This window comes from Nocardioides ungokensis (genome assembly GCF_013466985.1).
Taxonomy (GTDB): domain Bacteria; phylum Actinomycetota; class Actinomycetes; order Propionibacteriales; family Nocardioidaceae; genus Nocardioides; species Nocardioides ungokensis.
This window is the reverse complement of sequence record NZ_CP059164.1, coordinates 787,978-810,000: the sequence shown is the minus strand read 5'-3', so window position 1 is coordinate 810,000 and position 22,023 is coordinate 787,978. Positions and strand designations below refer to the sequence as shown.

At 72.4% G+C, this 22,023-nt stretch carries 21 protein-coding genes and 1 pseudogene (1 of these 22 only partly in view); 13 read left to right on the top strand and 9 right to left on the bottom strand.

The annotated features are described in order from the left end of the window. The 3 genes from H0S67_RS04060 to H0S67_RS04050 all read left to right on the top strand — a co-directional run. On the top strand, positions 1 to 1,495 hold the 3' portion of the coding sequence (locus H0S67_RS04060; RefSeq protein ID WP_343050333.1) for a serine/threonine-protein kinase. 137 nt of this gene lie to the left of the window's left edge; only the last 1,495 of its 1,632 coding nucleotides appear in the window; its start codon lies off the left edge, out of view; the stop codon is at positions 1,493 to 1,495. A gap of 124 nt (positions 1,496 to 1,619) precedes the next feature. Continuing rightward, positions 1,620 to 4,883, top strand: a complete 3,264-nt coding sequence (locus tag H0S67_RS04055) for a response regulator (protein WP_180935539.1) — start codon at positions 1,620 to 1,622, stop codon at positions 4,881 to 4,883. Between the two features lie 84 nt (positions 4,884 to 4,967). Further along, positions 4,968 to 5,177: a hypothetical protein gene (locus H0S67_RS04050; RefSeq protein WP_180935538.1), complete on the top strand. Its 210-nt coding sequence runs from the start codon at positions 4,968 to 4,970 to the stop codon at positions 5,175 to 5,177. A 16-nt stretch (positions 5,178 to 5,193) separates the two neighbouring features. Here H0S67_RS04050 and H0S67_RS04045 read toward each other — a convergent pair whose 3' ends face one another. Beyond that, a complete protein-coding gene (locus H0S67_RS04045; protein WP_246355108.1) occupies positions 5,194 to 5,415 on the bottom strand; it encodes a DUF3099 domain-containing protein in 222 nt (73 codons plus the stop codon). 49 nt (positions 5,416 to 5,464) lie between these two features. On the opposite strand from H0S67_RS04045, the gene H0S67_RS04040 reads away from it, so the two are divergent. Continuing rightward, the gene (locus H0S67_RS04040; RefSeq protein ID WP_180935536.1) at positions 5,465 to 6,436 is read left to right on the top strand and encodes an aldo/keto reductase; all 972 of its coding nucleotides are present in this window, start codon (positions 5,465 to 5,467) and stop codon (positions 6,434 to 6,436) included. A 23-nt stretch (positions 6,437 to 6,459) separates the two neighbouring features. Here H0S67_RS04040 and H0S67_RS04035 read toward each other — a convergent pair whose 3' ends face one another. After that, a complete protein-coding gene (locus H0S67_RS04035; protein WP_180935535.1) occupies positions 6,460 to 6,783 on the bottom strand; it encodes a hypothetical protein in 324 nt (107 codons plus the stop codon). Positions 6,784 to 6,858: 75 nt separating this feature from the next. Between H0S67_RS04035 and H0S67_RS04030 the strand changes: the two genes are divergently transcribed. Beyond that, the gene (locus H0S67_RS04030; RefSeq protein ID WP_343050329.1) at positions 6,859 to 7,929 is read left to right on the top strand and encodes an MEDS domain-containing protein; all 1,071 of its coding nucleotides are present in this window, start codon (positions 6,859 to 6,861) and stop codon (positions 7,927 to 7,929) included. Positions 7,930 to 7,941: 12 nt separating this feature from the next. Here the strand turns inward: H0S67_RS04030 and H0S67_RS04025 are convergent, their stop codons facing one another. Together H0S67_RS04025 and H0S67_RS04020 are read right to left on the bottom strand one after the other, a co-directional pair. After that, a complete protein-coding gene (locus H0S67_RS04025) occupies positions 7,942 to 8,730 on the bottom strand; it encodes a Kelch repeat-containing protein (RefSeq protein WP_180935533.1) in 789 nt (262 codons plus the stop codon). A 235-nt stretch (positions 8,731 to 8,965) separates the two neighbouring features. Further along, positions 8,966 to 10,237, bottom strand: coding sequence for a YncE family protein (locus tag H0S67_RS04020; RefSeq protein ID WP_180935532.1), 1,272 nt, complete (start codon positions 10,235 to 10,237; stop codon positions 8,966 to 8,968). A gap of 134 nt (positions 10,238 to 10,371) precedes the next feature. Between H0S67_RS04020 and H0S67_RS04015 the strand changes: the two genes are divergently transcribed. The 7 genes from H0S67_RS04015 to H0S67_RS03985 all read left to right on the top strand — a co-directional run bounded on the left by H0S67_RS04015 (position 10,372) and on the right by H0S67_RS03985 (position 16,144). Next, on the top strand, positions 10,372 to 10,626 hold the full coding sequence (locus H0S67_RS04015) for a hypothetical protein (RefSeq protein WP_180935531.1): 255 nt from the start codon (positions 10,372 to 10,374) through the stop codon (positions 10,624 to 10,626). Next, positions 10,569 to 11,462: a lysylphosphatidylglycerol synthase transmembrane domain-containing protein gene (locus H0S67_RS04010; RefSeq protein WP_180935530.1), complete on the top strand. Its 894-nt coding sequence runs from the start codon at positions 10,569 to 10,571 to the stop codon at positions 11,460 to 11,462. Before H0S67_RS04015 ends, H0S67_RS04010 begins: the two co-directional genes overlap by 58 nt. Beyond that, the gene (locus tag H0S67_RS04005) at positions 11,459 to 12,613 is read left to right on the top strand and encodes a glycosyltransferase family 4 protein (RefSeq protein ID WP_180935529.1); all 1,155 of its coding nucleotides are present in this window, start codon (positions 11,459 to 11,461) and stop codon (positions 12,611 to 12,613) included. The genes H0S67_RS04010 and H0S67_RS04005 overlap by 4 nt, the downstream gene beginning before the upstream one ends. Then, a complete protein-coding gene (locus H0S67_RS04000; protein WP_219635462.1) occupies positions 12,610 to 13,449 on the top strand; it encodes a PIG-L family deacetylase in 840 nt (279 codons plus the stop codon). The genes H0S67_RS04005 and H0S67_RS04000 overlap by 4 nt, the downstream gene beginning before the upstream one ends. Before the next feature lie 198 nt (positions 13,450 to 13,647). After that, positions 13,648 to 14,694: an MGDG synthase family glycosyltransferase gene (locus tag H0S67_RS03995; protein WP_180935528.1), complete on the top strand. Its 1,047-nt coding sequence runs from the start codon at positions 13,648 to 13,650 to the stop codon at positions 14,692 to 14,694. After that, positions 14,691 to 15,425: a polysaccharide deacetylase family protein gene (locus H0S67_RS03990; RefSeq protein WP_246355106.1), complete on the top strand. Its 735-nt coding sequence runs from the start codon at positions 14,691 to 14,693 to the stop codon at positions 15,423 to 15,425. Before H0S67_RS03995 ends, H0S67_RS03990 begins: the two co-directional genes overlap by 4 nt. Before the next feature lie 107 nt (positions 15,426 to 15,532). Next, positions 15,533 to 16,144 (top strand): hypothetical protein, encoded by a 612-nt coding sequence (locus H0S67_RS03985; protein WP_180935527.1) that lies wholly within the window; start codon positions 15,533 to 15,535, stop codon positions 16,142 to 16,144. Between the two features lie 30 nt (positions 16,145 to 16,174). Here H0S67_RS03985 and H0S67_RS03980 read toward each other — a convergent pair whose 3' ends face one another. Then, the gene (locus H0S67_RS03980) at positions 16,175 to 16,462 is read right to left on the bottom strand and encodes a hypothetical protein (RefSeq protein WP_180935526.1); all 288 of its coding nucleotides are present in this window, start codon (positions 16,460 to 16,462) and stop codon (positions 16,175 to 16,177) included. A gap of 474 nt (positions 16,463 to 16,936) precedes the next feature. Between H0S67_RS03980 and H0S67_RS27790 the strand changes: the two are divergent. Further along, positions 16,937 to 17,128, top strand: a pseudogene (locus tag H0S67_RS27790) (hypothetical protein); the annotation flags it as partial. Between the two features lie 33 nt (positions 17,129 to 17,161). On the opposite strand, the gene H0S67_RS03970 reads toward H0S67_RS27790, so the two are convergent. The 4 genes from H0S67_RS03970 to H0S67_RS03955 form a co-directional block, all read right to left on the bottom strand. Beyond that, entirely contained in the window at positions 17,162 to 17,449 is a 288-nt protein-coding gene (locus H0S67_RS03970) for an adenylate cyclase (RefSeq protein ID WP_180935525.1), read from the bottom strand. A gap of 162 nt (positions 17,450 to 17,611) precedes the next feature. After that, positions 17,612 to 18,202, bottom strand: a complete 591-nt coding sequence (locus tag H0S67_RS03965) for a hypothetical protein (protein WP_180935524.1) — start codon at positions 18,200 to 18,202, stop codon at positions 17,612 to 17,614. Then, a complete protein-coding gene (locus H0S67_RS03960) occupies positions 18,100 to 20,964 on the bottom strand; it encodes a VPS10 domain-containing protein (protein ID WP_180935523.1) in 2,865 nt (954 codons plus the stop codon). The genes H0S67_RS03965 and H0S67_RS03960 overlap by 103 nt, the downstream gene beginning before the upstream one ends. Beyond that, positions 20,886 to 21,575 carry a hypothetical protein gene (locus H0S67_RS03955; protein ID WP_180935522.1) on the bottom strand — a complete coding sequence of 230 codons (690 nt, stop codon included), beginning with the start codon at positions 21,573 to 21,575 and terminating at the stop codon, positions 20,886 to 20,888. The genes H0S67_RS03960 and H0S67_RS03955 overlap by 79 nt, the downstream gene beginning before the upstream one ends. Positions 21,576 to 22,023 lie beyond the last annotated feature (448 nt).

The following is a 22,023-nucleotide window of genomic DNA, read 5'->3' as shown; positions in this document are numbered from 1 at the left end:
GACGGGTCGGCACTGCGGCGTGGCTAGTCTGGGGCGCGGCAATGGGAGGGGTCCGACGTTGATCGCAGGCAGGTACACGCTTGACCGCGAGGTCGGCCGTGGCGGCATGGGTGCCGTGTGGCTCGGGCGCGACGAGGTGCTCGGCCGTGCCGTCGCGCTCAAGCGGATCGGCATGACGCCGGGTGCCCACGGCCCCGACCTCGAGCGTGCCGAGCGCGAGGCGCGTCTGGCCGCCCGGCTCAACCACCCTCACGTCGTCGCGGTCTTCGACCTGGTCCTCGAGGACGAGCAGCAGTGGCTCGTCATGGAGTACGTCGAGAACGTCACCCTCGCGCAGCTCGTGAGGGACCGGGGCCCCCTCTCCCCGGACGCGGCCGCGCCGTTCCTCGCCCAGGCGGCGGACGCGCTGGCCGCGGCCCACGCGGCCGGGATCGTGCACCGCGACGTCAAGCCGTCGAACATCCTGGTCACCCGCCACGGGCAGGTGAAGCTGTCCGACTTCGGCATCGCCCGCGCCGAGGCGGACGCCTCTCTGACCCAGACCGGCCTGGTGACCGGCTCGCCCGCCTACCTCGCACCCGAGGTCGCCTCCGGCCAGATGGCCACCGACGCCAGTGACGTCTGGTCCCTCGGGGCCACCCTCTTCCACGCGCTCGCGGGCAAGCCGCCGTACGACGCCGGCGAGAACCTGATGGGCACGCTCTACAAGATCGTCCACGAGGACCCGCCGCGCTTGGCGGACGCGGGCTGGCTGAGCCCCCTGCTCGAGGCGACGATGACCCGCGACCCTGCGCAGCGGTGGTCGATGGCCCACGTGCGTGACTTCCTGAAGTCCGGCCCGGCGGTGCCACCCCTCGTGCCGAGCGTCGCATCGATCGGCGACGACGACCCGACCCGGACGCAGATCCTGGCCACGGCAGGGCAGCCCGCCGTAGCGGAACCGACCACCTCCCCGGTGTCCGAACCGCTCGCGCAACCGGCCCCCGAGCCCACGCCGGTGAGCCGCCGCCGGGCCGGCCTGCTGGTGCCGGTGCTGGCCGGCCTCGCGGTGCTGCTGGTGCTGGGGCTCGTGCTCTGGGCCGTGGTGTCCGGGGGCAGCGACTCGAAGAGCCCCACGGCGGGGCCCGTCTCGCCGCGCTCCACGGGCGGCAGCAGCTCGCCCACGCCGACCCAGCAGGTCAGCCAGCCGACCACGGCCGGCATGGAGAACTTCATCCGGAACTACCTGGCCACGGTCACCAGCAACCCCGACGCCGCCTACGCCATGCTCACGCCGGGCTTCCAGCAGGCGAGCGGGGGGCTGAGCGGCTACCGGGGCTTCTGGGACACGATCCGCTCCGCCGAGGTGCTGTCGTTCTCGGGCACGAACCCCGACGACCTGACGGTCGGGTACGCGGTGGAGTACACGCGCCAGGACGGCAGCCGGGCGCGCGACGACGTGAGCCTGCAGCTGGTCTACCAGGACGGGAAGTACCTCATCGACGGGGAGGCCTGAGCCGACCCCGCCGAAGGGCCGCCCGACGCGCCGCCCGGACGTGCCGCCCCGACGCGCCGCCCCGACGCCTGGTTCCCCGGCGCCGGGCAGCCGCAGCCCCTTATCGTTGCCCCCGGAGGACTGCATGGACTTGGCCGCGCTGTACCGGGACGTCGTCGAGACGTCACCCGACGGCGTCTGGGTGTTCGACCTCGAGGGGCGCACCCTCTACGCGAACCCCGCCCTGGCCCGCATGTTCGGCGCCGAGGCCGCCGACCTCCTTGACCTCACGGTGTTCGACTCCCTGGACGAGCAGGGTCGCGAGCAGTTCGCTGCCCACCTCGAGGACCTCCGCCGAGGGCGGCTCAACCCCGGTGACGTCGAGTGCAAGTTCGTGCGCCGCGACGGATCGGCGCTGTGGGTGCTGGTCCGGGAGAGCGCCTTGCACGGGCCGGACGGCAGCATCACGGGGATCATCCACCGCCTGGCCGACTTCTCCGACCGTCGGTCCGTCGTCGAGAGCCTGACCGCCAGCCAGCGCCGGCTCGCCGAGGCCCAGCGGATCGCCCGGATCGGCAGCTGGGAGTGGGACGTCGAGCGCGACGAGATCACCGGCTCCGAGGGGCTCTACGCCCTCTACGGGCTCGACCCGGACTCCTTCCCCGCCACCTACGCCGACTTCCTCGGCATCGTGCACCCCGACGACCGGGCCACGGTGGACGAGGCCGTGCGGACCGCCCTGCGCGACGCCTCGCACTTCGTCTTCGTCGCGCGGGTCCAGGACGCGAACGACGGATGGGTGTGGACCCGCGGACGCGGCGAGTCCCACCGCGACGCCGCCGGCCGTGTCGTCCGCATGTCCGGCACCCACCAGGACGTCACCGAGACCAAGCTCGCCGAGATGGCGCTGGAGGACTCGGTCTCGCAGAACGCGCTGATGCAGGCCGTGGCCACCGCCGCGAACGAGGCGCGGACGCTCGAGGACGTGCTCAGCCAGGCCAAGTCCCTCGTGCTGCTGCACGACGACTGGCGGCGCGGCCGCGCGTTCGTCCCCGCCGCCGACGGGCACGGCGTCGTACCGCTCTACATCCATGACGAGGACCGGGAGTCCGACGCCGCCGATCCGGAGGTGTCCCGGGCCGAGCTCGACCTGGCCAACCGGGCCTTCCGCGAGCGGCGCTCGGTCTGGGACGACGCCATGCTGACGATCGCGTTCTGCGTCTCGGACGCCGACGAGGTGTGTGCCGTCGTCACCATCGCATCGGACCCGCCGCTCTACCGCCACCAGATGATCACGGCCATGGTCGAGCAGGTGGCCGTCCAGCTCGGCCGCGTCGCGGAGCGCGAGCGGGCCGAGCGGACGCTGGCCACCGCCCGGGACGCGGCGATGGAGGCATCCCGCCAGAAGTCCGAGTTCCTGGCCACCATGAGCCACGAGATCCGCACCCCCCTCAACGGCGTCATCGGCCTCAACGACCTGCTGCTGCGCACCCGCCTCGACCCCGACCAGGTGCGGCTCGCGTCCGGGGTCCAGGTCGCCAGCCGTGCGCTGCTCGGCGTCATCAACGACGTCCTCGACTTCTCCAAGATCGAGGCGGGCAAGCTGCAGCTGGAGCGGCTCGACTTCGAGATCCGGCCGGTCTTCGACCAGGTGCTGAGCCTGCTGGCCGAGACCGCCCGGGCCAAGGGCCTCGAGCTGCTGGTCTCCTGCCACCCCGACGTGCCCGAGGTGGTGCGCGGCGACCCCACCCGGTTGGCCCAGGTCCTCACCAACCTCGGCTCCAACGCGGTGAAGTTCACCGAGCGCGGCGAGGTGATCGTGCGAGCCACCGCGGAGGTCGAGCCGGACGGGCGGGCGCTGCTGCGGGTCGAGGTCTCCGACACCGGTGTGGGCGTCCGCGAGACCGACGTCGCGGGGCTCTTCGACCCCTTCACCCAGGCGGACGCCTCGACCACCCGGATGTACGGGGGGACCGGCCTGGGGCTCGCCATCTCCCGCGAGATCGTCGAGGCGCTCGGCGGGGAGATCGGGCTCGAGCCCAACCCGGCGGGCGGCAGCATCTTCTGGTTCACCGCCCGCTTCGAGGCGCCCTCGGGGTCCCGGGTCGACAAGGAGGACGAGCACGCGCGCGGCCGGTTGGGCGACCGACGGGTGCTGGTCGTCGACGACAACGAGCACAACCGGCTGATCCTCGAGGAGCAGCTGTGCGGGTGGAACGTCCGGTCGGCCAGCGTGTCGGGTGTGGACGACGCCCTGGCGGCGCTGACCGAGGCGGCTGCCGCCGGCGACCCCTTCGAGGCGGTGCTGCTCGACCTGATGATGCCCCGGCGCGACGGCCTCGACCTGGCCGAGGACCTGCGCCGCGACCCGGCGTACGACGACGTCGTGCTCATCATGCTCACCTCGCGGTCCGTGCCCGACCCCGACCGGGTGCACGCCGCCCGGGTCGCCGACCTGCTCGCGAAGCCGGTGCCGGCGAGCACCTTGCGCGACGCGCTGCTCCGGCACCTCGCCGGCGTCGTCCCGAGCCCGGCCGGCAGCGCCCGGACCGACCACGTCGCGAGCGAGCGGCACCGGATCCTCGTGGTCGAGGACAACCCGGTCAACCAGATGGTCGCCACGGGCATGCTCGAGTCGCTGGGCTACGAGGCGCGGACCGCCGACGACGGGGTCGACGCCCTCGAGGCGATCGCCGGCGGCGACTTCGACGCGGTGCTGATGGACGTGCAGATGCCCCGGATGGACGGCTACACCGCGACGCGGGAGATCCGGGCACGCGAGTCGACGGGGCGGATCCCGGTGATCGCGATGACCGCCGCCGCGGTCGAGGGCGAGCGGGAGCGCTGCCTGGCAGCCGGGATGGACGACTTCCTGACCAAGCCCGTGGATCCCACCGCACTGGGCCAGGCCCTGAGCCGCTGGGTCGCGGGCTCTCCCGGCGACAGGCACACCGGCGGCCAGGGCACCGCGGACGCCAACGGGACTCCGGAGACCTCTGCGACGGCCAGGTCTCGTCCCGTCGATGGCCTCGACACCCGGCGCCTCGACGAGCTGCGAGACCTCGACCCCGGGGACACGACGTACCTCGACCGGGCCATCGGTCGCTTCGTCGCCAACACGCCCGCCACGATGGACACGATCCGGGAGGGGTGCCGCAGCGGCGACACCGAGAGCCTCCGGCAGGTGTCCCACAAGCTGGCCGGCGGTGCCCTCAACCTGGGCGTCACCGAGGCGGGACGGGTCGCCCAGCAGATCGAGGTGGCGCTCGATGACGGCGCCACGGCCGACGTCCCAGACCTCGTCGACCGGCTCGAGCGCGCCCTGGCGCAGGGCCGGACGGCGCTGCTGGCCTACCAGGCGTCGTACTCCGGAACGGGACGCTCCACGGACGGTCCTGCCGGCTCCTGAGGCGGCCCGGTGATTGGGCGGCCGGGATCGCGGGTATGAAGCGCTCGACACAGCGTCAACCGGGGGAATCGACAAGGAGCGTCCATGAAGAGCTTGATCGGCATCATCGTCATCGCCTGGCTGGTGATCGGGGCGCTCGCGGCCTACCAGCGCGGGTATTTCGGCAACGACCGGGACGTCAACTGCAAGACGACGGGTGACACCGTGCTCACCGTCGTGGCCGGTCCGCTCAACTACGTCGGCGCCAACCCGAAGGTCGACTGCAACGTGAAGGTGCCCCAGCCGTCCAACTGACCGCTGGCACCGTGCGTCAACCTCGGCGCGACTCGTCCCGGCCCTCGGGGTCGGAGTCGTCGAGCGCGCCGAGGTTGCCGACCATCACCGCGACGGGCGGCAGCACGGCTGCGACGACGCTCATCACGACGGCCGCCGTGGTCGACCACAGCCGGACGACGTTCCACGCCAGCACGATCAGGACGACGCAGGTGCCCATCAGCACGAAGTAGGCACGGCGACGGCTGGCTCGTTGCACGCCTCGACCGTACGCCCGCCGCGGCCACCGCCGACCCGAGGAGAGACACATGCGCTACCGCAAGCTCGGCAACACCGGACTCGACGTGTCGGTCGTGACCCTGGGCTGCATGAGCTGGGGTGACCCGGCACGCGGCGGCCACCCGTGGGTCCTCGACGGCTCGGCCGGACGGTCGATCATCAAGGACGCGCTCGAGGCGGGGATCAACGTCTTCGACACCGCCAACGTCTACTCCGGGGGCAGCAGCGAGGAGATCACCGGCAGCGCGTTGCGCGACCTGACCGCGCGCGAGGACGTCGTGATCGCGACCAAGGTCCACGGCCGGATGCGTCCGGGGCCGAACGGCGCCGGACTGTCCCGCAAGGCGATCATGCACGAGATCGACGCGAGCCTGACCCGGCTGGGCACCGACTACGTGGATCTCTACCAGATCCATCGCTGGGACCCCCACACCCCGATCGAGGAGACGATGGAGGCGCTGCACGACGTCGTGCGCGCGGGCAAGGCGCGCTACCTGGGGGCGTCGTCGATGTACGCCTGGCAGTTCGCGAAGGCCCAGCACACGGCGGAGCTGCACGGGTGGACGAAGTTCGTCTCGATGCAGGACCACTACAACCTGCTCTACCGCGAGGAGGAGCGCGAGATGCTCCCGCTCTGCGCCGACCAGGGCGTCGGGGTGATCCCGTGGAGCCCGCTGGCCCGCGGCCGGCTCACGCGCGAGTGGAACGCGACGACGGCCCGCACCGAGACCGACGAGTTCGGCGCCTCGCTCTACCGCGAGGAGGACAAGGCGATCGTGGACACCGTGGGGGCGGTCGCCGAGCGGCGCGGGGTGTCACGGGCGCAGGTCGCCCTTGCCTGGCTGCTCGCGCAGCCCGTGGTGACCTCTCCGATCGTCGGCGTGACCAAGCCGCAGCACCTCACCGACGCCGTCGCGGCGGTCGACCTGGAGCTCTCCGCGGACGAGGTCGAGGAGCTGGGCGCCGGCTACGTGCCGCACGCGGTCGCCGGGCACCGCTGACGACGCCCGACCAGGACTCGGGCTCAGGCGGTCGCGCGCAGCGCCTGCGGGGCGCGACGACGACGGGTGCTCTTGGCCGCCCGGCTGCGCAGGCTCAGCTCGGCGATCCGCCGGGCCTCCACGGGAAGCCGAGGACCCTCCGCCCCCTTCAACCGGGCCAGGTGGACGGATCGAGCGAAGCAGCGGAGCACCGAACCGGCGGGCAGCGTGTCGAACTCGACGGACAGGTCGAAGGCGATGTCCAGCAGCTGGCGGTGCAGGTCCACCACGCCGGTTGCCGCTCCAGTGCCGCGGTCCGAACGGCGGCGGGCGCGCGCCACGTCGACGGACGTCTTCCGGTTGCTCATCAGGCCTCCCTCGAGCATGGTGACCGGTGCCACAGCAGCGTAGACAGGGACCTAGGTCCCCGGTCAACGGCCCGAATGGGTCAACAAGGCATGCGCCTTTTTGGGTACGCGTGCCCATGTCGGGCCTTATTGATGACGACTCCGAAGGCGCCCTCGGCGTACTTTCGAGGGGTGCAGAGCAAACGGGGATCCGGGGCGCCGCTCCACCACGCGGTGAGCTTCCACGATCGGGACGAGGATGCTGTCAGGGTGCTGGCATCCTACGTCGACGACGGCCTGAAGCTCCGGGAGCCGGTCCTCGTCGTGGCGACCGCCGACCACCTCCTGGCCCTCGACGGAGCGCTCGCCGACCTGGGGCGGGACGCCGAGGCGATGCGCTCGGAGGGCCGCCTCACGACGCTCGATGCGGCGGAGACCCTCGCCGGCTTCATGGTGTCGGGCGTCCCCGACTTCCAGAGTTTCCGGGCGCAGATCCTCGGCGTCCTCGACGAGGTGCAGCAGGGCTCCCCCCGCGTCCGGATCTTCGGCGAGATGGTGGCGCTGCTCTGGGACGAGGGCAACGTCGCGGCGGCCCTGACTCTCGAGGAGTGGTGGAACGGGCTGGCCGCCGAGCGTGAGTTCACCCTGTTGTGCGCCTACCCGCACTCCGTGCTCGACCCCGCCAGCCTGACGACCGTCGGACAGGTCTGCGACCTGCACTCCGACGTGCTGCCTCCCACGAGCTACCACCTGACGGCGACCGCGGGTGATGACCCGTGGCCCGAGCAGACGTCCTGGGCGTTCCTCCCGGTCCCGAGGGCCGTCCCGGCGCTGCGGCGGTTCGTCAGCAAGACCCTGCGTGCGTGGGGTGAGGACCGGCTGGTCCCGGACGCCGTCCTGGTCACCTCCGAGCTGGCCACCAACGCGATCAACCATGCTGACTCCCCCTTCCACGCCTCGGTCATCAGGACGGCGGGGATCGTCCGGATCTCCATCGAGGACGGCCACCCCGGCAGCGCCGCGCAGCAGCTGGCCTCCCACGAGGACGTCTCGGGACGGGGCATCTCGATCGTCCAGGCGCTCGCCCAGCAGTGGGGCCACGACCTGCGGCCCGAGGGCAAGGTGGTGTGGGCGGAGTTCCCGACCACCGCCACCGAACGGTCCTGACGCAGGGCGGACCTAGCGCCTCCAGCCCACCCGGGTGACGCGGTCGGTGAAGTCGGGCGTCTCCCCGCCGAGGAGGTACGCCGCGGCGCCGTCGGCCACCCAGGACGCGTCGGCCACGGGATAGGGCAGCCTGCCGGCCCGGGTCCACGCGCCGGTCCGCAGGGAGTACCACCACATCTGGGCGGTGGTCTCCTCGGGCGCGGTCCGGCCGCCCAGGACCAGGAGCCGGTGCCCGACCGGCACGACCGCCTCGTGCCCGAGTGCCCGCGGCATCCGGCCGACCCTCCGGACCTGTCCGGACCGCGGGTCGAACCTCAGCACCTCGCCGAGCTCCCGGCCGTCGACCTCGCCCCCGAGGATCCACACGTGCCCGTCCGCTCGTGCGACGCCGCTGTAGCGCAGGCCGTACGGCAGCGACGCGACTCGGTGGAAGCTCCGGCCGTCGGTCGTGGCCAGGATCGACGCAGGTGTCGCGACCCCGTCGTAGCCACCGATCACGAGCCCGCGTCCGCCGGCCGGCACGACCGCGAGGTCCGAGCGGGCACCCGGGAGGTGGCCGGTCACGTGCCAGCGTCCGTGGCGGTCGGCGCTCTGGACGTCGGAGAGCTCGCTGGCACCGCCCCCGCCGATCACCGTCGGCCGACCGGCAAGGACGGCACCGGCCGAGTCGTGCAGGGGCACGGCGAGGTGCCCGGGCGTGCCCACCACCCCCCGCTGCGGGTCGATCGACAGCACCTGGTCGCTGGAGTGGTCCCCCGGCTCGAGCCCACCGGCGAGCACGATCCGGGGCCCGTCGACCATGGCCACGCCCCTGCTCAAGGCGCCCGGCAGGTGCCAGCCGAGCACCCGCGAGGTGATCCGCGGTGGGCCTGCCCGGGGCTCGGCACACCGGTGGTGTGGCTGGTGGTCGGTCCGGGCGTGGCGGAGGAGTCGCCGGTGCTCGTCGTACCCGCGGTCGGAGCCGTCGACGAGCCGCCGGAGCAACCGGACGCCAGCACCAGGGCAGCCAGGCCGGCGAGCGCTGCGGCGCGGGCGGTCACCGCATGTTCCCGGTGTGGCCGAGCGAGTAGCGACCGGGCTGTGGCCACACGCAGAGCCCGTGCGGGCTGCCCGGGACCGGGATGCGGGCGATCAGCCGACCGGTGCGGGTGTCGAAGGCGTAGACCTCGGCGTCGTAGCGGCCGGAGAGCCAGAGCACCTTGCCGTCCGCCGACACCCCGCCCATGTCGGGGCTGCCGCCCCCGGGGATGGTCCAGGTGTCGACGATCCGATGGGTCCGGAACGACACCACCGACACCTCCCCCGCCCCGCGGTCGGAGACGTAGAGCCGGCGACCGTCCCTGCTCGGGTAGAGCCCGTGCGGGCCGCTCGGGGTCTGGATCCGGCCGACCTGGCGGAAGCTCGAGGCACTGATCAACCGCACCTGGTCGGTGGCCATGTCGGCGACGTAGAACGTCCGGCCGTCCGGCGAGAGGCGGACGTCCTGCGGCATGCTCCCCGCCCCCAGGGGCAGCACCCCGAGCACCCGGTGGCTGAGCGTGCCCACCTTGACGAGCACGCCCGAGAACTCGCACGAGATGACCATGAACCGGCCGTTGGCGGAGAAGTCGGCGTGGTTGGGGCCGCGGCAGCGCGGCACGTGGACGTCGGCGCGCTTGCGGAACGTGGTGGGGTCGGCGAACCGGATCACGTCGTGCTCCTCCACCATCACCACCGCCTGGCGCCCGTCGGGGGTGAAGTAGAGGTTGTACGGGCGCGGCACCGGGATGTGCCGGGTCACCCGCCCGGTGTGCGGGTCGATCTGCACGAGCTCGTCGGACTCGCTGGAGTTCGTGTAGAGGTGCCGCAGGTCGTACGACGGCACCACGTGCTGCGAGAGAAACCCGGTGTGGAGCGTGCGGACCACCCGGTGGGTGCGCTGCGAGATCACCGTGACGGTGCTCCCCGACGGCATGGAGTCGGGAACGTAGACCAGCTGCGGCTCGTGCCGCAGGCGCGGCCTGACGTCCTGGGGGCGGGTGCGCGAGTAGACGTTGTCGTCGACCACCGGCGGCATCCCCGGCAGCAGGTGCCGGAACCGGCGCGGGACGTGCGCGGCGGCCACCCGCGGGTCGGTCGGGGCCGAGGTTGAGGAGGACGACGACGAGGACGGGCCGCGGGACCCCGGGTCCGAGGGTGACGGCGCGTGGCTCTCCCCCGACGACGGCGAGCGCTGGGCCGTGCAGCCGGGGAGCACCAGCAGGAGGGCCACCAGGGCGCACAGCAGCGCCACCATGCTGTGACCCACGCTGCGGCGCGATCTCGTCATGGCCCCGATGATGCACCGTCCGTGGTCGGCCCGCCCTTGGAGCACGGTGTGAGGATGGGAATCGGGAGGTCGCGGTGACGGAGAGCAGCCACGTGGTCAGGTTGCTTGCAGGAAATGCGCCGGACCATGGAGACATGACGACCACGGCGATGCCGCCGGCGGCATCGCCGCGACGGCCGGCTTGGGCGACCGCTCGTACCCTGACGATCGCAGCAGTCGTCGTCGCGCTCTTCGTCGTCGCGCTGCCGAGCGTCTCCGGGGCCCCGTGGCTGCAGATCGGGCTCCAGCTGCAACAGGTCCCCTACTGGGAGCTCGGTCTGCTCGCCCTGCTGTGGGCCGCGGGCTGCTCCTGCACACGATCACCCTCACCGCCGCGCTGCCCGGCCTGAGCCACCGACGCGCGCTCACGCTCAGCCTCACCGGGAGCGCGATCGCCAACGTGCTCCCCCTCGGCGGAGCCGCCGGGGTCGCGCTGAACTACCGCATGATCCGAGTCTGGGGACACGATCGCGCCGCGTTCGCGACGTACACCGTCATCACGAACATCTGGGACGTCCTGGTCAAGCTCGCCCTCCCCCTGGTCGCCCTCCCGGTGCTGTTCCTGACCGGGTCACAGATCATCGGGCGGTACGCCGGCGCCGCGCTGGTCGCGACGGTCAGCGGGGCCACCCTGCTGGGACTCGTGGCCGCGGTCGCTCTCAGTGGGCGGGCGACCGCCCGCGTCGGTGCGGCCCTCGATGCCGTCGGGCGCCAGGTCGTGCGCGCGGCCCGGGCCGAGCGTGAGGTGGCGATCGGCGCCTGGCTGCTCCGCCTCCGCACGGACTGCTCGAGCCTGGTCCGGTCCCGCTGGCCGCGGCTGACCACCGGGATGCTGACCTACACGGCCACCCTGGCGGTCCTCCTGTGGGGGTGCCTGCACGCCGCCGGTGCCGGCCTGCCGCTGCAGGCCGTCCTCATCGGGTTCGCGGCCGAGCGACTGCTGACCCTGGCGGGGCTGACCCCCGGTGGTGCGGGTCTGGTCGAGGTGGGTCTCGCGGGCCTGCTGGTCGCCCTCGGCGGCGAGCCGGTCGCCGTGGTCTCGGGAGTGCTGCTCTACCGCCTGTTCACGTTCGGCCTCGAGATCCCTGTCGGCGGGGTGTCACTCGCCGCGTGGCTGTGGCTCCGCCGCGGCGCGCAGCCCGAACCCACGCCTGAGCCGCTGTCCGGCGAGGAGGAGGCGGCATGACCCGCATCGTGCACGTCACCGACTGCTACCTGCCTCGCCTCGGCGGGATCGAGATGCACGTCCACGACCTCGCTCGCCACCAGCGGGCGAGCGGCCACGACGCGCTCGTCGTCACCACGACCGCCCCGGACGGGACCACGGAGGATCCCGGGTGGGTGCGCCGGTTCGGCGGCAACGGCCCTCGGGCCACCCGGTGGCTCGACGCGGAGGTCGACCTGGTCCGGATGCTGGAGCAGGTGGCGCCCGACGTCGTGCACGTCCACGTCTCGGTCTACTCCCCCTTCGCCACGCTGGCCGCCTGGCGTGCCGCCCGCCTCGGGCTGCCCACCCTGGTGACGATCCACTCGATGTGGTCCGGCCTGGGGCCGTTGCCGGGCATCGCCCGCGCGGTGATGCGGCTGCGGGAGTGGCCGATCCACTGGTCGGCCGTCAGCGACCGGGCTGCCGAGCCGCTGCGGACCATGCTCGGCCCCGACATCCCGGTCGATGTGCTGCCCAACGCCGTGGACCCGCTGGCCTGGCGGGTCGAGCCGGTCGAGACCGACGTCCCGACCATCCTCGCCGTCGGCAGGCTGACGCGCACCAAGCGGCCGCTGCCGCTGGCCCGGATGCTGCGCGACCTGCACCGGCGGGTCGGCGACGAGGTGCCCTTCCGGGCCGTGCTCATCGGCGACGGACCGCAACGGCCCCGCCTCGAGGGCTACCTGCACCGGCACCGGATGGCGGGCTGGGTCGACCTCCCGGGCCGCGTGGACCGTGCCACGATCAGGCACGCCCTCGCCCGCGCGGACCTCTTCGTGGCGCCCGCGGAGCTCGAGTCCTTCGGCATCGCGGCCCTCGAGGCCCGATGCGCCGGGGTGCCGGTCGTCGCCAGCAGCCGCAGCGGCGTGGGCGAGTTCATCACCTCCGGGATCGAGGGCCTGCTGGCTCCCGACGACGGTGCGATGGTCACGGCCATGGCCGACCTGCTCACCGACCCCGGGCGGCGGGCTGCGATGGCGGCGTACAACCGCACCGTGGTGCCCGACGTCGGGTGGGAGACCGCGGCCGGACGGACCGTGGAGCTCTACGCGCGCGCCGCGGACCAGGCCCGCGCACCGCACCTGGATCGTGCCGGGTCACCCCGGCTGCCCGTCGGGGTCGAGCGGTGAGCGGCCGGGCCCGCCGCTTCACGGTGGTGTCCTTCCACGCACACCCCGACGACGAGGCGCTCCTCACCGGCGGCACCCTGGCCCGGGCCGCCGCGGACGGGCACCGAGTGGTGCTGGTGGTCGCGACGCTCGGCGAGGCCGGGCTCGCCGACCTGCCGGGCGAGGCCCGCTGCTCGCTGGGCGAGACCCGGCGCGCGGAGCTGGCCGCCTCCGCCGGCGCGATCGGCGCTGCGCGCGTGGAGGTGCTGGGGTACGCCGACTCCGGCTGGTCGACCGGCACCGAGCCGACGCCCGTCCGGCCCGACCGCGAGCCCTTCAGCACCGTCGACGTCGACGTCGCGGCGGAGGCGCTCGCCCGGATCCTGCGGGAGGAGGGCGCCGACGTGCTGACCGTCTACGACGCCAACGGCGGCTACGGACACCCCGACCACGTCCAGGTCCACCGGGTGGGCCTGCGGGCGGCGGCCCTCGCCGGCACTCCGGTCGTGCTCGAGGCGACGCTGGACCGGGGACTGCTGCTCACCGCGGTCGGCTGGCTGCGGCGCCTCGCCTGGGTGCTGCCGCTGCCCCAGCTGCCGGACCTGAGCGGCGCCTTCACCGATCGGGCCGAGCTCACCCACCGGGTCGACGTGCGCCGGGTCCTCGACGCCAAGCGTCGATCGCTGCGGGCCCACGCCTCCCAGGCGACCGGCGACGGCGGCGCCCGGACCGTGGCGCTGCTGCTCCGCCTGCCCTGGCCGGTGCGCGGCCGGGTGCTCGGCCGCGAGTGGTTCCGCGAGGTCGGGCGCACCCCCACCACCCCGCTGCTCGACGACATCTTCGCGTCGCTCGGGTGACCTTGCCCTCACTCCGGACCGTCCGCGCGAGTGCACCGCGGCCGCTCGTCACGTGATCAGGTCTTTGGCAGCCTCGGCGACGAAGGATCGAGGCATGACGATGCTGTTGGACCCCCGCCGGGGCGGGTCCGCTCGGTACACGACAGCGGCGGCTTCCCGTTCCTGGACCCCTCGCGCGGCCCCGCCGAGGTACACGTGGTGTCGGGAAGCTTCGGCGCCGGACACGACGCCGCCGCGCGGGAGATCGCGATCCGGCTCACCGAGCAGGGCCACCTCGTGCGCGCGTGGGACATCGTCGACCTCTTCCCGGCCCGGATCGGGCGGCTGCTGCGATCGGCGTACCTCAAGCAGCTCGAGGTGAGCCCCCGGTCCTGGGGCCTGCTCCTGCGGCACCTGGAGCCGGGGAGCACGCTCCACCGAGCCGCCACCCGTGCCCTCGGCATGACGGCTCGCCGGCTGCTCTCCGCCACGGCCGGGGCAGACCTGATCGTCTCCACCCACCCCTTCGCGAGCCAGGCGCTGGGCCGGCTGCGGGCCGGGGAGCGGCTGACGACGCCGGTCGTGACCTACCTGACCGACCTGTCCGTGCACTCCCTGTGGGTGCACCGCGGTGTCGATCTCCACCTCGCCCTCCACGAGGTGGCCGCGCGCCAGGCTCGCGAGTGGGGCGGCCGGGCGACGGTCATCGAGCCGCTCGTGCCGTACGCCGTGCCTGCCGGGCTCGCCGACCGTGCCGACTACCGGGTCGCCTGGGGCCTCGAGCCCGACTCCCGCATCGCCCTCGTCGTGGGCGGCTCGCTCGGGATCGGTGACCTGGCCGCGACCGCCGCCGACATCGCGGCGAGCGGCCTGGCGGTGCCGGTCGTCCTGTGCGGGCGCAACGAGGCGCTGCGCGCCCGGCTCGCGCGCCTCGACGGGGTGGTCGCCCTGGGCTGGCGCAGCGACCTGGCCGGGCTGATGCAGGCCTCGGACTGCGTGGTCCAGAACGCCGGCGGGTTCACCTCCCTCGAGGCGCTCGCCACCGGCGTCCCCGTCCTGACCTACCGCTGCATCCCCGGTCACGGACTCACCAACGCCGCCGCGCTCGAGGAGGCCGGGCTGGTGCCCTGGGCGCGGGACGTCGTGGCTCTCTCCACCCTGCTGTCCCGGGCGTTCGCCGGCGCCTGGCCGCGTCCGCTCGCCACCCGTCCGGCGCAGACCCTCGTCGGTGCCCTGACCCTGGCGCCGACGGCGGTCCCGGCGTGACTGCGTTGACGGCGGCGACGTCCGGGGTCCGCGCGGCCGGCCTCTCGCTCGGGGCGACGGCGATAGCCGTCGCCGCTCCCGCCCTCGCCTCCGTCGGTCCGGCCCGCCGGCGGCTGGCTCCGCGACTCGCCGGGATCAGCGACGCCCCCCACCTCGCGCTCACCTACGACGACGGTCCTGACCCGGTGTCCACGCCGCTGTTCCTCGACCTGCTGGAGCGCCACGGGCGCCTCGCCACGTTCTTCCTGCTCGGCGAGCACGTCGCGCGACACCCCGCGCTCGTCGCCGAGATGGCGGCCCGCGGCCACGAGCTCGCCGTGCACGGGTGGGACCACACCTGCGTCCTGCTCAAGAGCCCGGCCGTCCTCGCCGGGGAGCTCCAGGAGACGGTGGAGGTCATCGCACGGGTCACCGGTCGGCGGGCCGCGTGGTACCGCCCGCCGTACGGCGTCCTCAGCACTCCCGCCCTGGTCGCGGCCCGCGCCGCCGGGCTGCGCACCGTCCTGTGGTCGGCCTGGGGCCGTGACTGGGAGGCCCGGGCCACGCCTCGGCGCATCGTGGAGACGGTCGACCGCACCCTCGCGCCGGGCGGGACCGTCCTGCTGCACGACACCGACCGGACCTCCGCGGTCGGGTCGTGGAAGGGCACGCTGCGGGCCAGCGAGACCCTGCTCGAGCGCTGGGGCGTCGACGCCCGGGACGTCGGCCCGCTGCGCGACCACGGGATGTGACGCCGACCCGGGGTCGCGCTTTCAGCGTTGTGCCACGGAGCAGGGATTCCGCGCCTAGGCTCGGTGCGCCGACGCCCATCAGGGGCGCCGCTCACAAGGGGACCCACATGACCGCACGACCGCTCAAGGCTGCCCTGCTCACCACCGCGATCCTCGGCGCCGTGCTCGCGCCGGCGGCGGCAGCCTCGGCCCGGAGCCTCACGATCGACGACTCCACCGCCGACACGTGGGAGAACGTCTACAACCCCGACACCCAGTCCGACGACTGGCTCGCGGCCGGCAGCAAGCTGAACACCGACATCACCAAGACGGTCGTCAAGCACTCGGCGAACAAGATCACCATCACCGCCACCTTCGACGACCTCAAGGCCAAGGACGCGGGGTACGGGCTGGTCGACCGGCTCCGGTTCGACCACGGTCCGAAGGTCGTGGCCAACGTCGACGCCAACGGCAAGTGGAAGGGACAGGCGGCCCTCTACACCAACCACTCGGGTCAGCAGATCGACTGCGCCGGTCTCAGCCACGCCATCGACTACACGGCCAACACGGTCGAGATCTCGATCCCCCGCTCCTGCGTGGGCAAGCCGACGTGGGTCGAGGTCGCGGAGTTCTCGGTCAGCAACGTCTCCGACGACACCACGACCCACAGCTACATCGACGACGCCGGGACGGACAGCCACGGCTTCGGCACCTGGAGCGACAAGGTCCGCCGCGGCTGACCCGGTCGCGGTCGACGACCCCCGGAGGCCTCAGGCCGCCTCGCGCAGGACCCGCACCATGAGGCGGCACAGGGTGTGCAGCCGGAGCTGGTTCCACGGGTGGTCCTCCATGAACCGGACCAGAGCGGCCACGCGCGGGTCCCGGGGGTCCGCCGGCTCCGGCAGCTCGTCCCAGGTGCCCACGGACGCGCCGGGGACGGTCTGCAGCAGGTCGGTCAGGGCCTGCCGGTCCGTCGCGGCCACGACTCGTCGGGCCACCAGATCGGGAGTGAAGCTCCGCCAGCTGTAGGGGTTGAGCGCCGCGTAGACGGCTGCCATGGACGCTTCTCGTGGGGTGCTCGTCGACACCTCGGGACTCCTCGCCGTGAGTGGTGACATGTCCCCCGTGCTGGCATCACTACCCCCGGCGGGCACCCCCCAAACCCCGGGTGGTCGCCCCGTCGCGCGCCGCCAGAGCGGCCGTGACCGAGAGCACGGCGAACACGTCGAGGTAGAGGCACAGCCGCCACGGGCTGCCGTCGCCGATCTGGACGAACCAGACGGCCAGCAGCGGGGGCAGGCCGACCGAGATGATGACCCGCAGGTGCTGGAGGTCATCGGCCGGGTCGCCAGCGACGCCTTCACCGCGCGCACCCTCCTCACCGCGGCCGCGCGCACGCCCTCGACGGCGTGGTCGCGACCAACGTTCCCGGACAGGGCGTGGTGCGCGACGTGCTCGACGCGGCGGAGGACACCGTCTACCAGGCCCAGGTCACGGTGCTCGACGTCACCCTGTAGGCCGCGACCCGGACGTTCGAGGTCGGCGGGGCGTCCGCGACGTACCGCGACCGCGCGCTGGACCGGCACTGGCGCAACGCGCGCGTCGTCGCGTCGCACAACCCGGCGATCTACAAGTACCGGATGGTCGGCGAGCACGCGCTGCACGGGCGCGGGCCCGTCGACTCGTGGCGGTCCTACCACCAGGTCGGGCGCACGACGTTCTAGCTCGGCGGGGAGCCCTGAGTCAGCGGGTCACCCTCACCGCGACACCTGGAAGCAGGCGACGTCGTACTGGGAGACCGACTTCGGGTTCTTGGAGTTCTGCGGCTGCGTCCCCGCGTAGACGGTGCCGGCGTGCCCGTCGGGGTTGAACGCCGAGCCGGGCGCCGACATCGCGTTGCCGGGACGGGTGGTGCTGTCCTCGCAGCTCTGGTTCGGCTGGCCGGTTGTCGGCGAGGGGTCGGTGGCGTGGGCGGCGCCGACCCCGGTGAGGACCAGGGTCGCGGTGCCGAGGGCGGTGGCGGTGGCCTGGACGAGGAGCTTCATGACGGTGCCTTCTTTCACCTCGGTTGGGGGGAGCACTTTCCCCTAACACGGAGCGGGACCCGCCAGGGTTCACCCAGGCACGACCTTCCAGCCACCCGGGTACGACGAGCCCCCGCCGCGCACTGCGCGACGGGGGCTCGCCGTGGTTCCGGAGCCGGTGGCTCAGCCGAAGAAGCTGAACGTCCGGCTCATCAGGTCCGCCTTGTCCGAGGCCGTGCCGTAGGCCTCGAACGGGAAGGCCGCGAAGACCACCTTGTACCCGCTGCCCGAGAAGGTCAGCGCGTCAGGGTTGCTCCCGTCATCGGTGAACGCAGCGGTGGCGCCACCGTTCGGCGTGATCTGGTCCTCGAAGTTCGCCTTGAGGACCGAGTGGTCGAGCGGGACCGCCCCGATGCCGTCCGTCACCGGGTTGCCGGTGACGCCGTGCACGGCCTGGGTGGCCTTGTCGTTCTGGGCCTCCGAGCCGTCCCAGGTGACGTGCAGGTAGTTCTGGACGAAGGTCGTCTTGCCCGCGGCCTGGTCCAGGATGTCCTGGCCCGACAGGAACAGGCTGCCACCGTTGTCGAGGAACGCCTTGAGCTCGCCCTCGTAGCCACCCAGCGGTGCCGGGTAGCTGTTGCCGGTGAACCAGACGACCTGGGTGTGGGCCGTCAGGTAGGACTGCGGCAGGTTCGGCTCGTCCGCGAGGTCCCACACGCTGTAGGCGATGTTGTTCGCGTCCAGCGCGTCGGTGTAGTAGGGCTGCGAGTCCACCGGGTCGTTGGTGTCCTCGTCGACCACCAGCGCGTTGCCCGGACGACCGCGATGGACGTCAGGGTCGCCGTCGCCGAGACGCTCGGGGCGCCGTTGGACGTCGCTGTCAACGTGGCGTCGTCCGTGGCGTCGTTGGCGGCACCGGCCGGCACGTCGACCTTGACGCACACGTCGGTGGAGCCGCCGCCGGTCACGGTGCCGGTGGTCGCCAGCGGCGTCGTGCAGTTGGCCGCGTAGACGGTTGCCGGCCACTGGTTGCCGGAGACCGACACGTCGTAGCTGTCGTCGGCGTACCCGTCGTTGTGGATCGTCTCGTGGAACGTCGTCTGCTCACCGACCTTGGCACCCTGGGTGTTGTGCGCCGGGGTGATCGAGGCGGCGTACTGGTCGGCGATCGGGGTGACGAACGGGCTGCCCGTCGCCCCCGGTCCCTCGTTGGAGGTGACCGTGATGCCGTCGTTGACGATCTGCTCGACCGTGGCCGGCAGGTTGTTGACCACGCGGACCGAGAAGGTCAGGGGAAGGGATCCCCCGGCCGGCACCGTCTGGTTGGTCCACTGCGCCTCACCGGCACCGAAGTGACCGCCCTGGCCGATGTTCACCGAGTGGGTGTACTGCGGCAGCGGGTCGGTGACGGTGACCCCGGTCGCGTCGGCGTTGCCGATGTTCTTGACCGTGATCGTGTAGTGGATCGTCTTGCCGGGGCCGATCTTCTCCTGGGCGTCGTGCTTCGACACCACGAGCGCCGGCAGCGGGCCGCGGTTCTGCATGGTGTAGGCGCCACGACCGTGGGTGCCGGCGGCGAGCACGCCGTGGCTCGGGTCGTAGTCCATCTGCCACACGGCCACCTTCGGCATGCCGGTGCCGAGACGGGTCCAGCTCATGCCGCCGTTGGTGGTCATGAACGGCCCGACGTCGGTGCCGACGTACACGGTCTTGTTGTTCGACGGGTCGATGACGACCGTGTCGACCGGGACGTCGGGCAGGTTCGCCGTGACGTTCTTCCAGTGCTGGCCACCGTCGGTGGTGGCGAACAGGTGGCCCGGAGTGGTCGGCGTGGCCTTGTTGAACCCGGCGAAGCCGGCGTAGGCGATGCGCCAGTTGGACCGGTCCACGGCGATCTGGTCGACGGGGCGGTTCGGCAGCACGTTGGCGCCGACCCGGGTCCACGTCGGGTTGTCGTTGATCGTCGCGTCGGGGCTGACCTGGATCCAGCCCTCGTCGGTGCCGGCGTAGACGCCGGTGCCGCTGTCGGAGACACCGATGGACGAGAGCACGCAGGCGCGCGCACCGTTCGGGGCCGAGCCCTCGCAGCCGCTGGTCAGGTCACCCGAGATGGGCTTCCAGGTCACGTCGGCCGCGTTCGTGGCCTCGGCGTTGTCGGTGCGGTAGACGCGGTAGGTGCCCAGGAACATCTGGTTGGTGTTGCCCTGGTTCAGCGTGATCGGGACGTAGAACTCCGAGCGGTCCTTGGTGTTGATGCCGCCGTCGATCGGCTCGTTGCCGAAGACCGTCGCCACCTGGTTGGGGTTGAAGCGGAACGGCGAGATGCCGTAGTACTCACCGAAGACGTACGCCGGGAAGGAGCTCGGCGCGTTGGGGTTCTTGGTGGACTGGTCGACCTGGACGTAGCCGCCGTCACCGCTCGACTGGTCGAACCAGCGGTCGTTGGCGGTGGACTTGCGCAGCGTGCCGTTGTCCTGCGTGCCGCCCCAGTACTGACCCGGCGCCTGCGGCACCGTCTGCATGGAGACGAACTGGCCGATGGTCAGGTTGGTGGAGTGGATCATGGCGCCGGTGTTGGGGTCCACGGTGCCGTTGAGGTTCTGCCAGTCGGTGTCGGCGAGGGTGTCGCCGGCGCCGGTGCGGCCACCACGGTTGAACGACTGCCAGACACCGCCGTCGTTGCCGATCGCGATGTGCGAGGTGTCGTCCGGCTCGAACGCGATCGCGTGGAAGTCGGGGTGCAGGTCGTAGCCCAGGCTCTGCCAGGTCTGGCCGCCGTCGGTCGAGCGGTAGATGCCGCCGGACTGGGGGCTGTTGTCGTAGCCGTAGGAGCCCTCGGCGTAGACGATGTCGGAGTTGTTCGGGTCGGGCTTGACCTCGTTGTCGTAGAAGCACTGCGTGCCGCAGTAGTCGACGACCGAGTCGGAACCCGTCGTGGACCCGGTTGCCAGCGCCCAGTGGGCACCGTCGTCGGTGGTCTTCCAGATCTGGGCGGGGTGGTAGGCGTCCTGGGCGTCGTAGTAGTCGAACCCGGCGTAGACCGTCGCCTTGGCGTCGTCGGCGGGGTGCGAGAGGCCCAGCGAGAAGCGGGTGCCGCCGGCGCTGAACTGGCCGTCGGGCAGGTCGCCCAGCGCGCTGGTCCAGGTCTGGCCCGAGTTGGTGGAGCGGTAGATGCCCTTGCCCCAGAACGACGCCCACAGGACCTTCGGGTTCTGGGGGTCCATGACCAGGTCGGTGGCGCCGTGGAGCTGGTTCTTCGTGCCCTTGAGCAGCGTCCAGGTCTTGCCGCCGTCGGTCGAGCCCCAGACGCCGTACTTCTCGTCGGTGGGGGCCGAGGTGCGGTGCGAGCCACCGCGGCCGCGGACCGTGGAGGCGAAGAGCGTGTTGGCCCGGGTCGGGTCCACGACGATGTCGGTGACCGACTGCCCGGTGAACTTGGTCGAGACGTGCTTCCAGCTCACGCCGCCGTCGGCGGAGCGGTAGATGCCGTCGCCGTAGTAGCTGTCGCCGGCGAGGCTGCCCTCACCGGAACCCATGTAGACGACGTTGTCGTTGCTCGGCGCCACGGCCAGCGAACCGACGGACTGGGTGTCGGTGTCCTGGGTCCGCGGGATCCACGTGCCGTCGGGGCCGTCGCTCGAGTCGTAGGTCCACACGCGCCGCCCTGGGCGCCGCCGACGAGGAGGGTGCCGTCCTTGCGGATGGCGAGCGCGCCGACGCGGCCGGCCATCGCGGCGAAGGTGTTGCTGGTGCGCACCACCTGGACGAGCGGGTCGGGGCCCTGGTTGGTCCAGGTGCCGCCGCCACCCGCACCGTTGGCCGCGGCGCGGGAGGCGCTGGCCTTGATGCCGTTGGAGGCGCGGGCGGCCTTGAGCCGCAGGCGCGCGGCCTGGCCCAGGTCGATCGGGTCGTCGCCGGACAGCAGCCGGCTCCAGTAGTAGGCGTCGCGCAGCTTGGCGGTGCCCTGCTCCCCCTCGTCACCGTGGAACTCCTCGGCGATCTCGCCCTTCGGAGTCAGCTTCGTGGGGGCATCGTCACCCGGTGCGGGTGCGGCGACGGCAGTGCCTGCCAGTCCTGCGGACAGGGTCATCACGAGGCCGGCACTGCCGGCGGTGATGGCCCCTAGTGATCTACGGAATTTGTACATGCGGACTCCACGAGATAGAGGAGATAGGGACCGAGACAACGGCTTGCACTTTTCACCTACGCGCGCCGTTTTCGCAGGCGAATCGCCGAATTGCGAAATAAATTCACCCCTCCGGGTCTCCGAACGGACACTCCGGGCCCCGGAGACGGCGATCTCGGGGCCTCCGCGCACGATTCCGTGCGGTCGGCGAGGCTCGATCCGGCGTAGCGTGGGGACAACCCCCGACCGGACCGTCGGGTCCGGGCGGGTCGGCAGGCAGGGAATGCCATGCACGGTCGTCACCAGAAGGTCAGGCCGCATCACTGGGCGGGAGCCGCCGTCGCGGTTCTCGTGGTGCTCTCGCTCGCGTTCGGCATCCGGTGGGTCGACGCGCGACCGGATGACCACCCGGCCACACGCACGAGCGGCGCCGCAGCCGCTTCCGCCTCGGCAGCCGCACAGGCGCGTC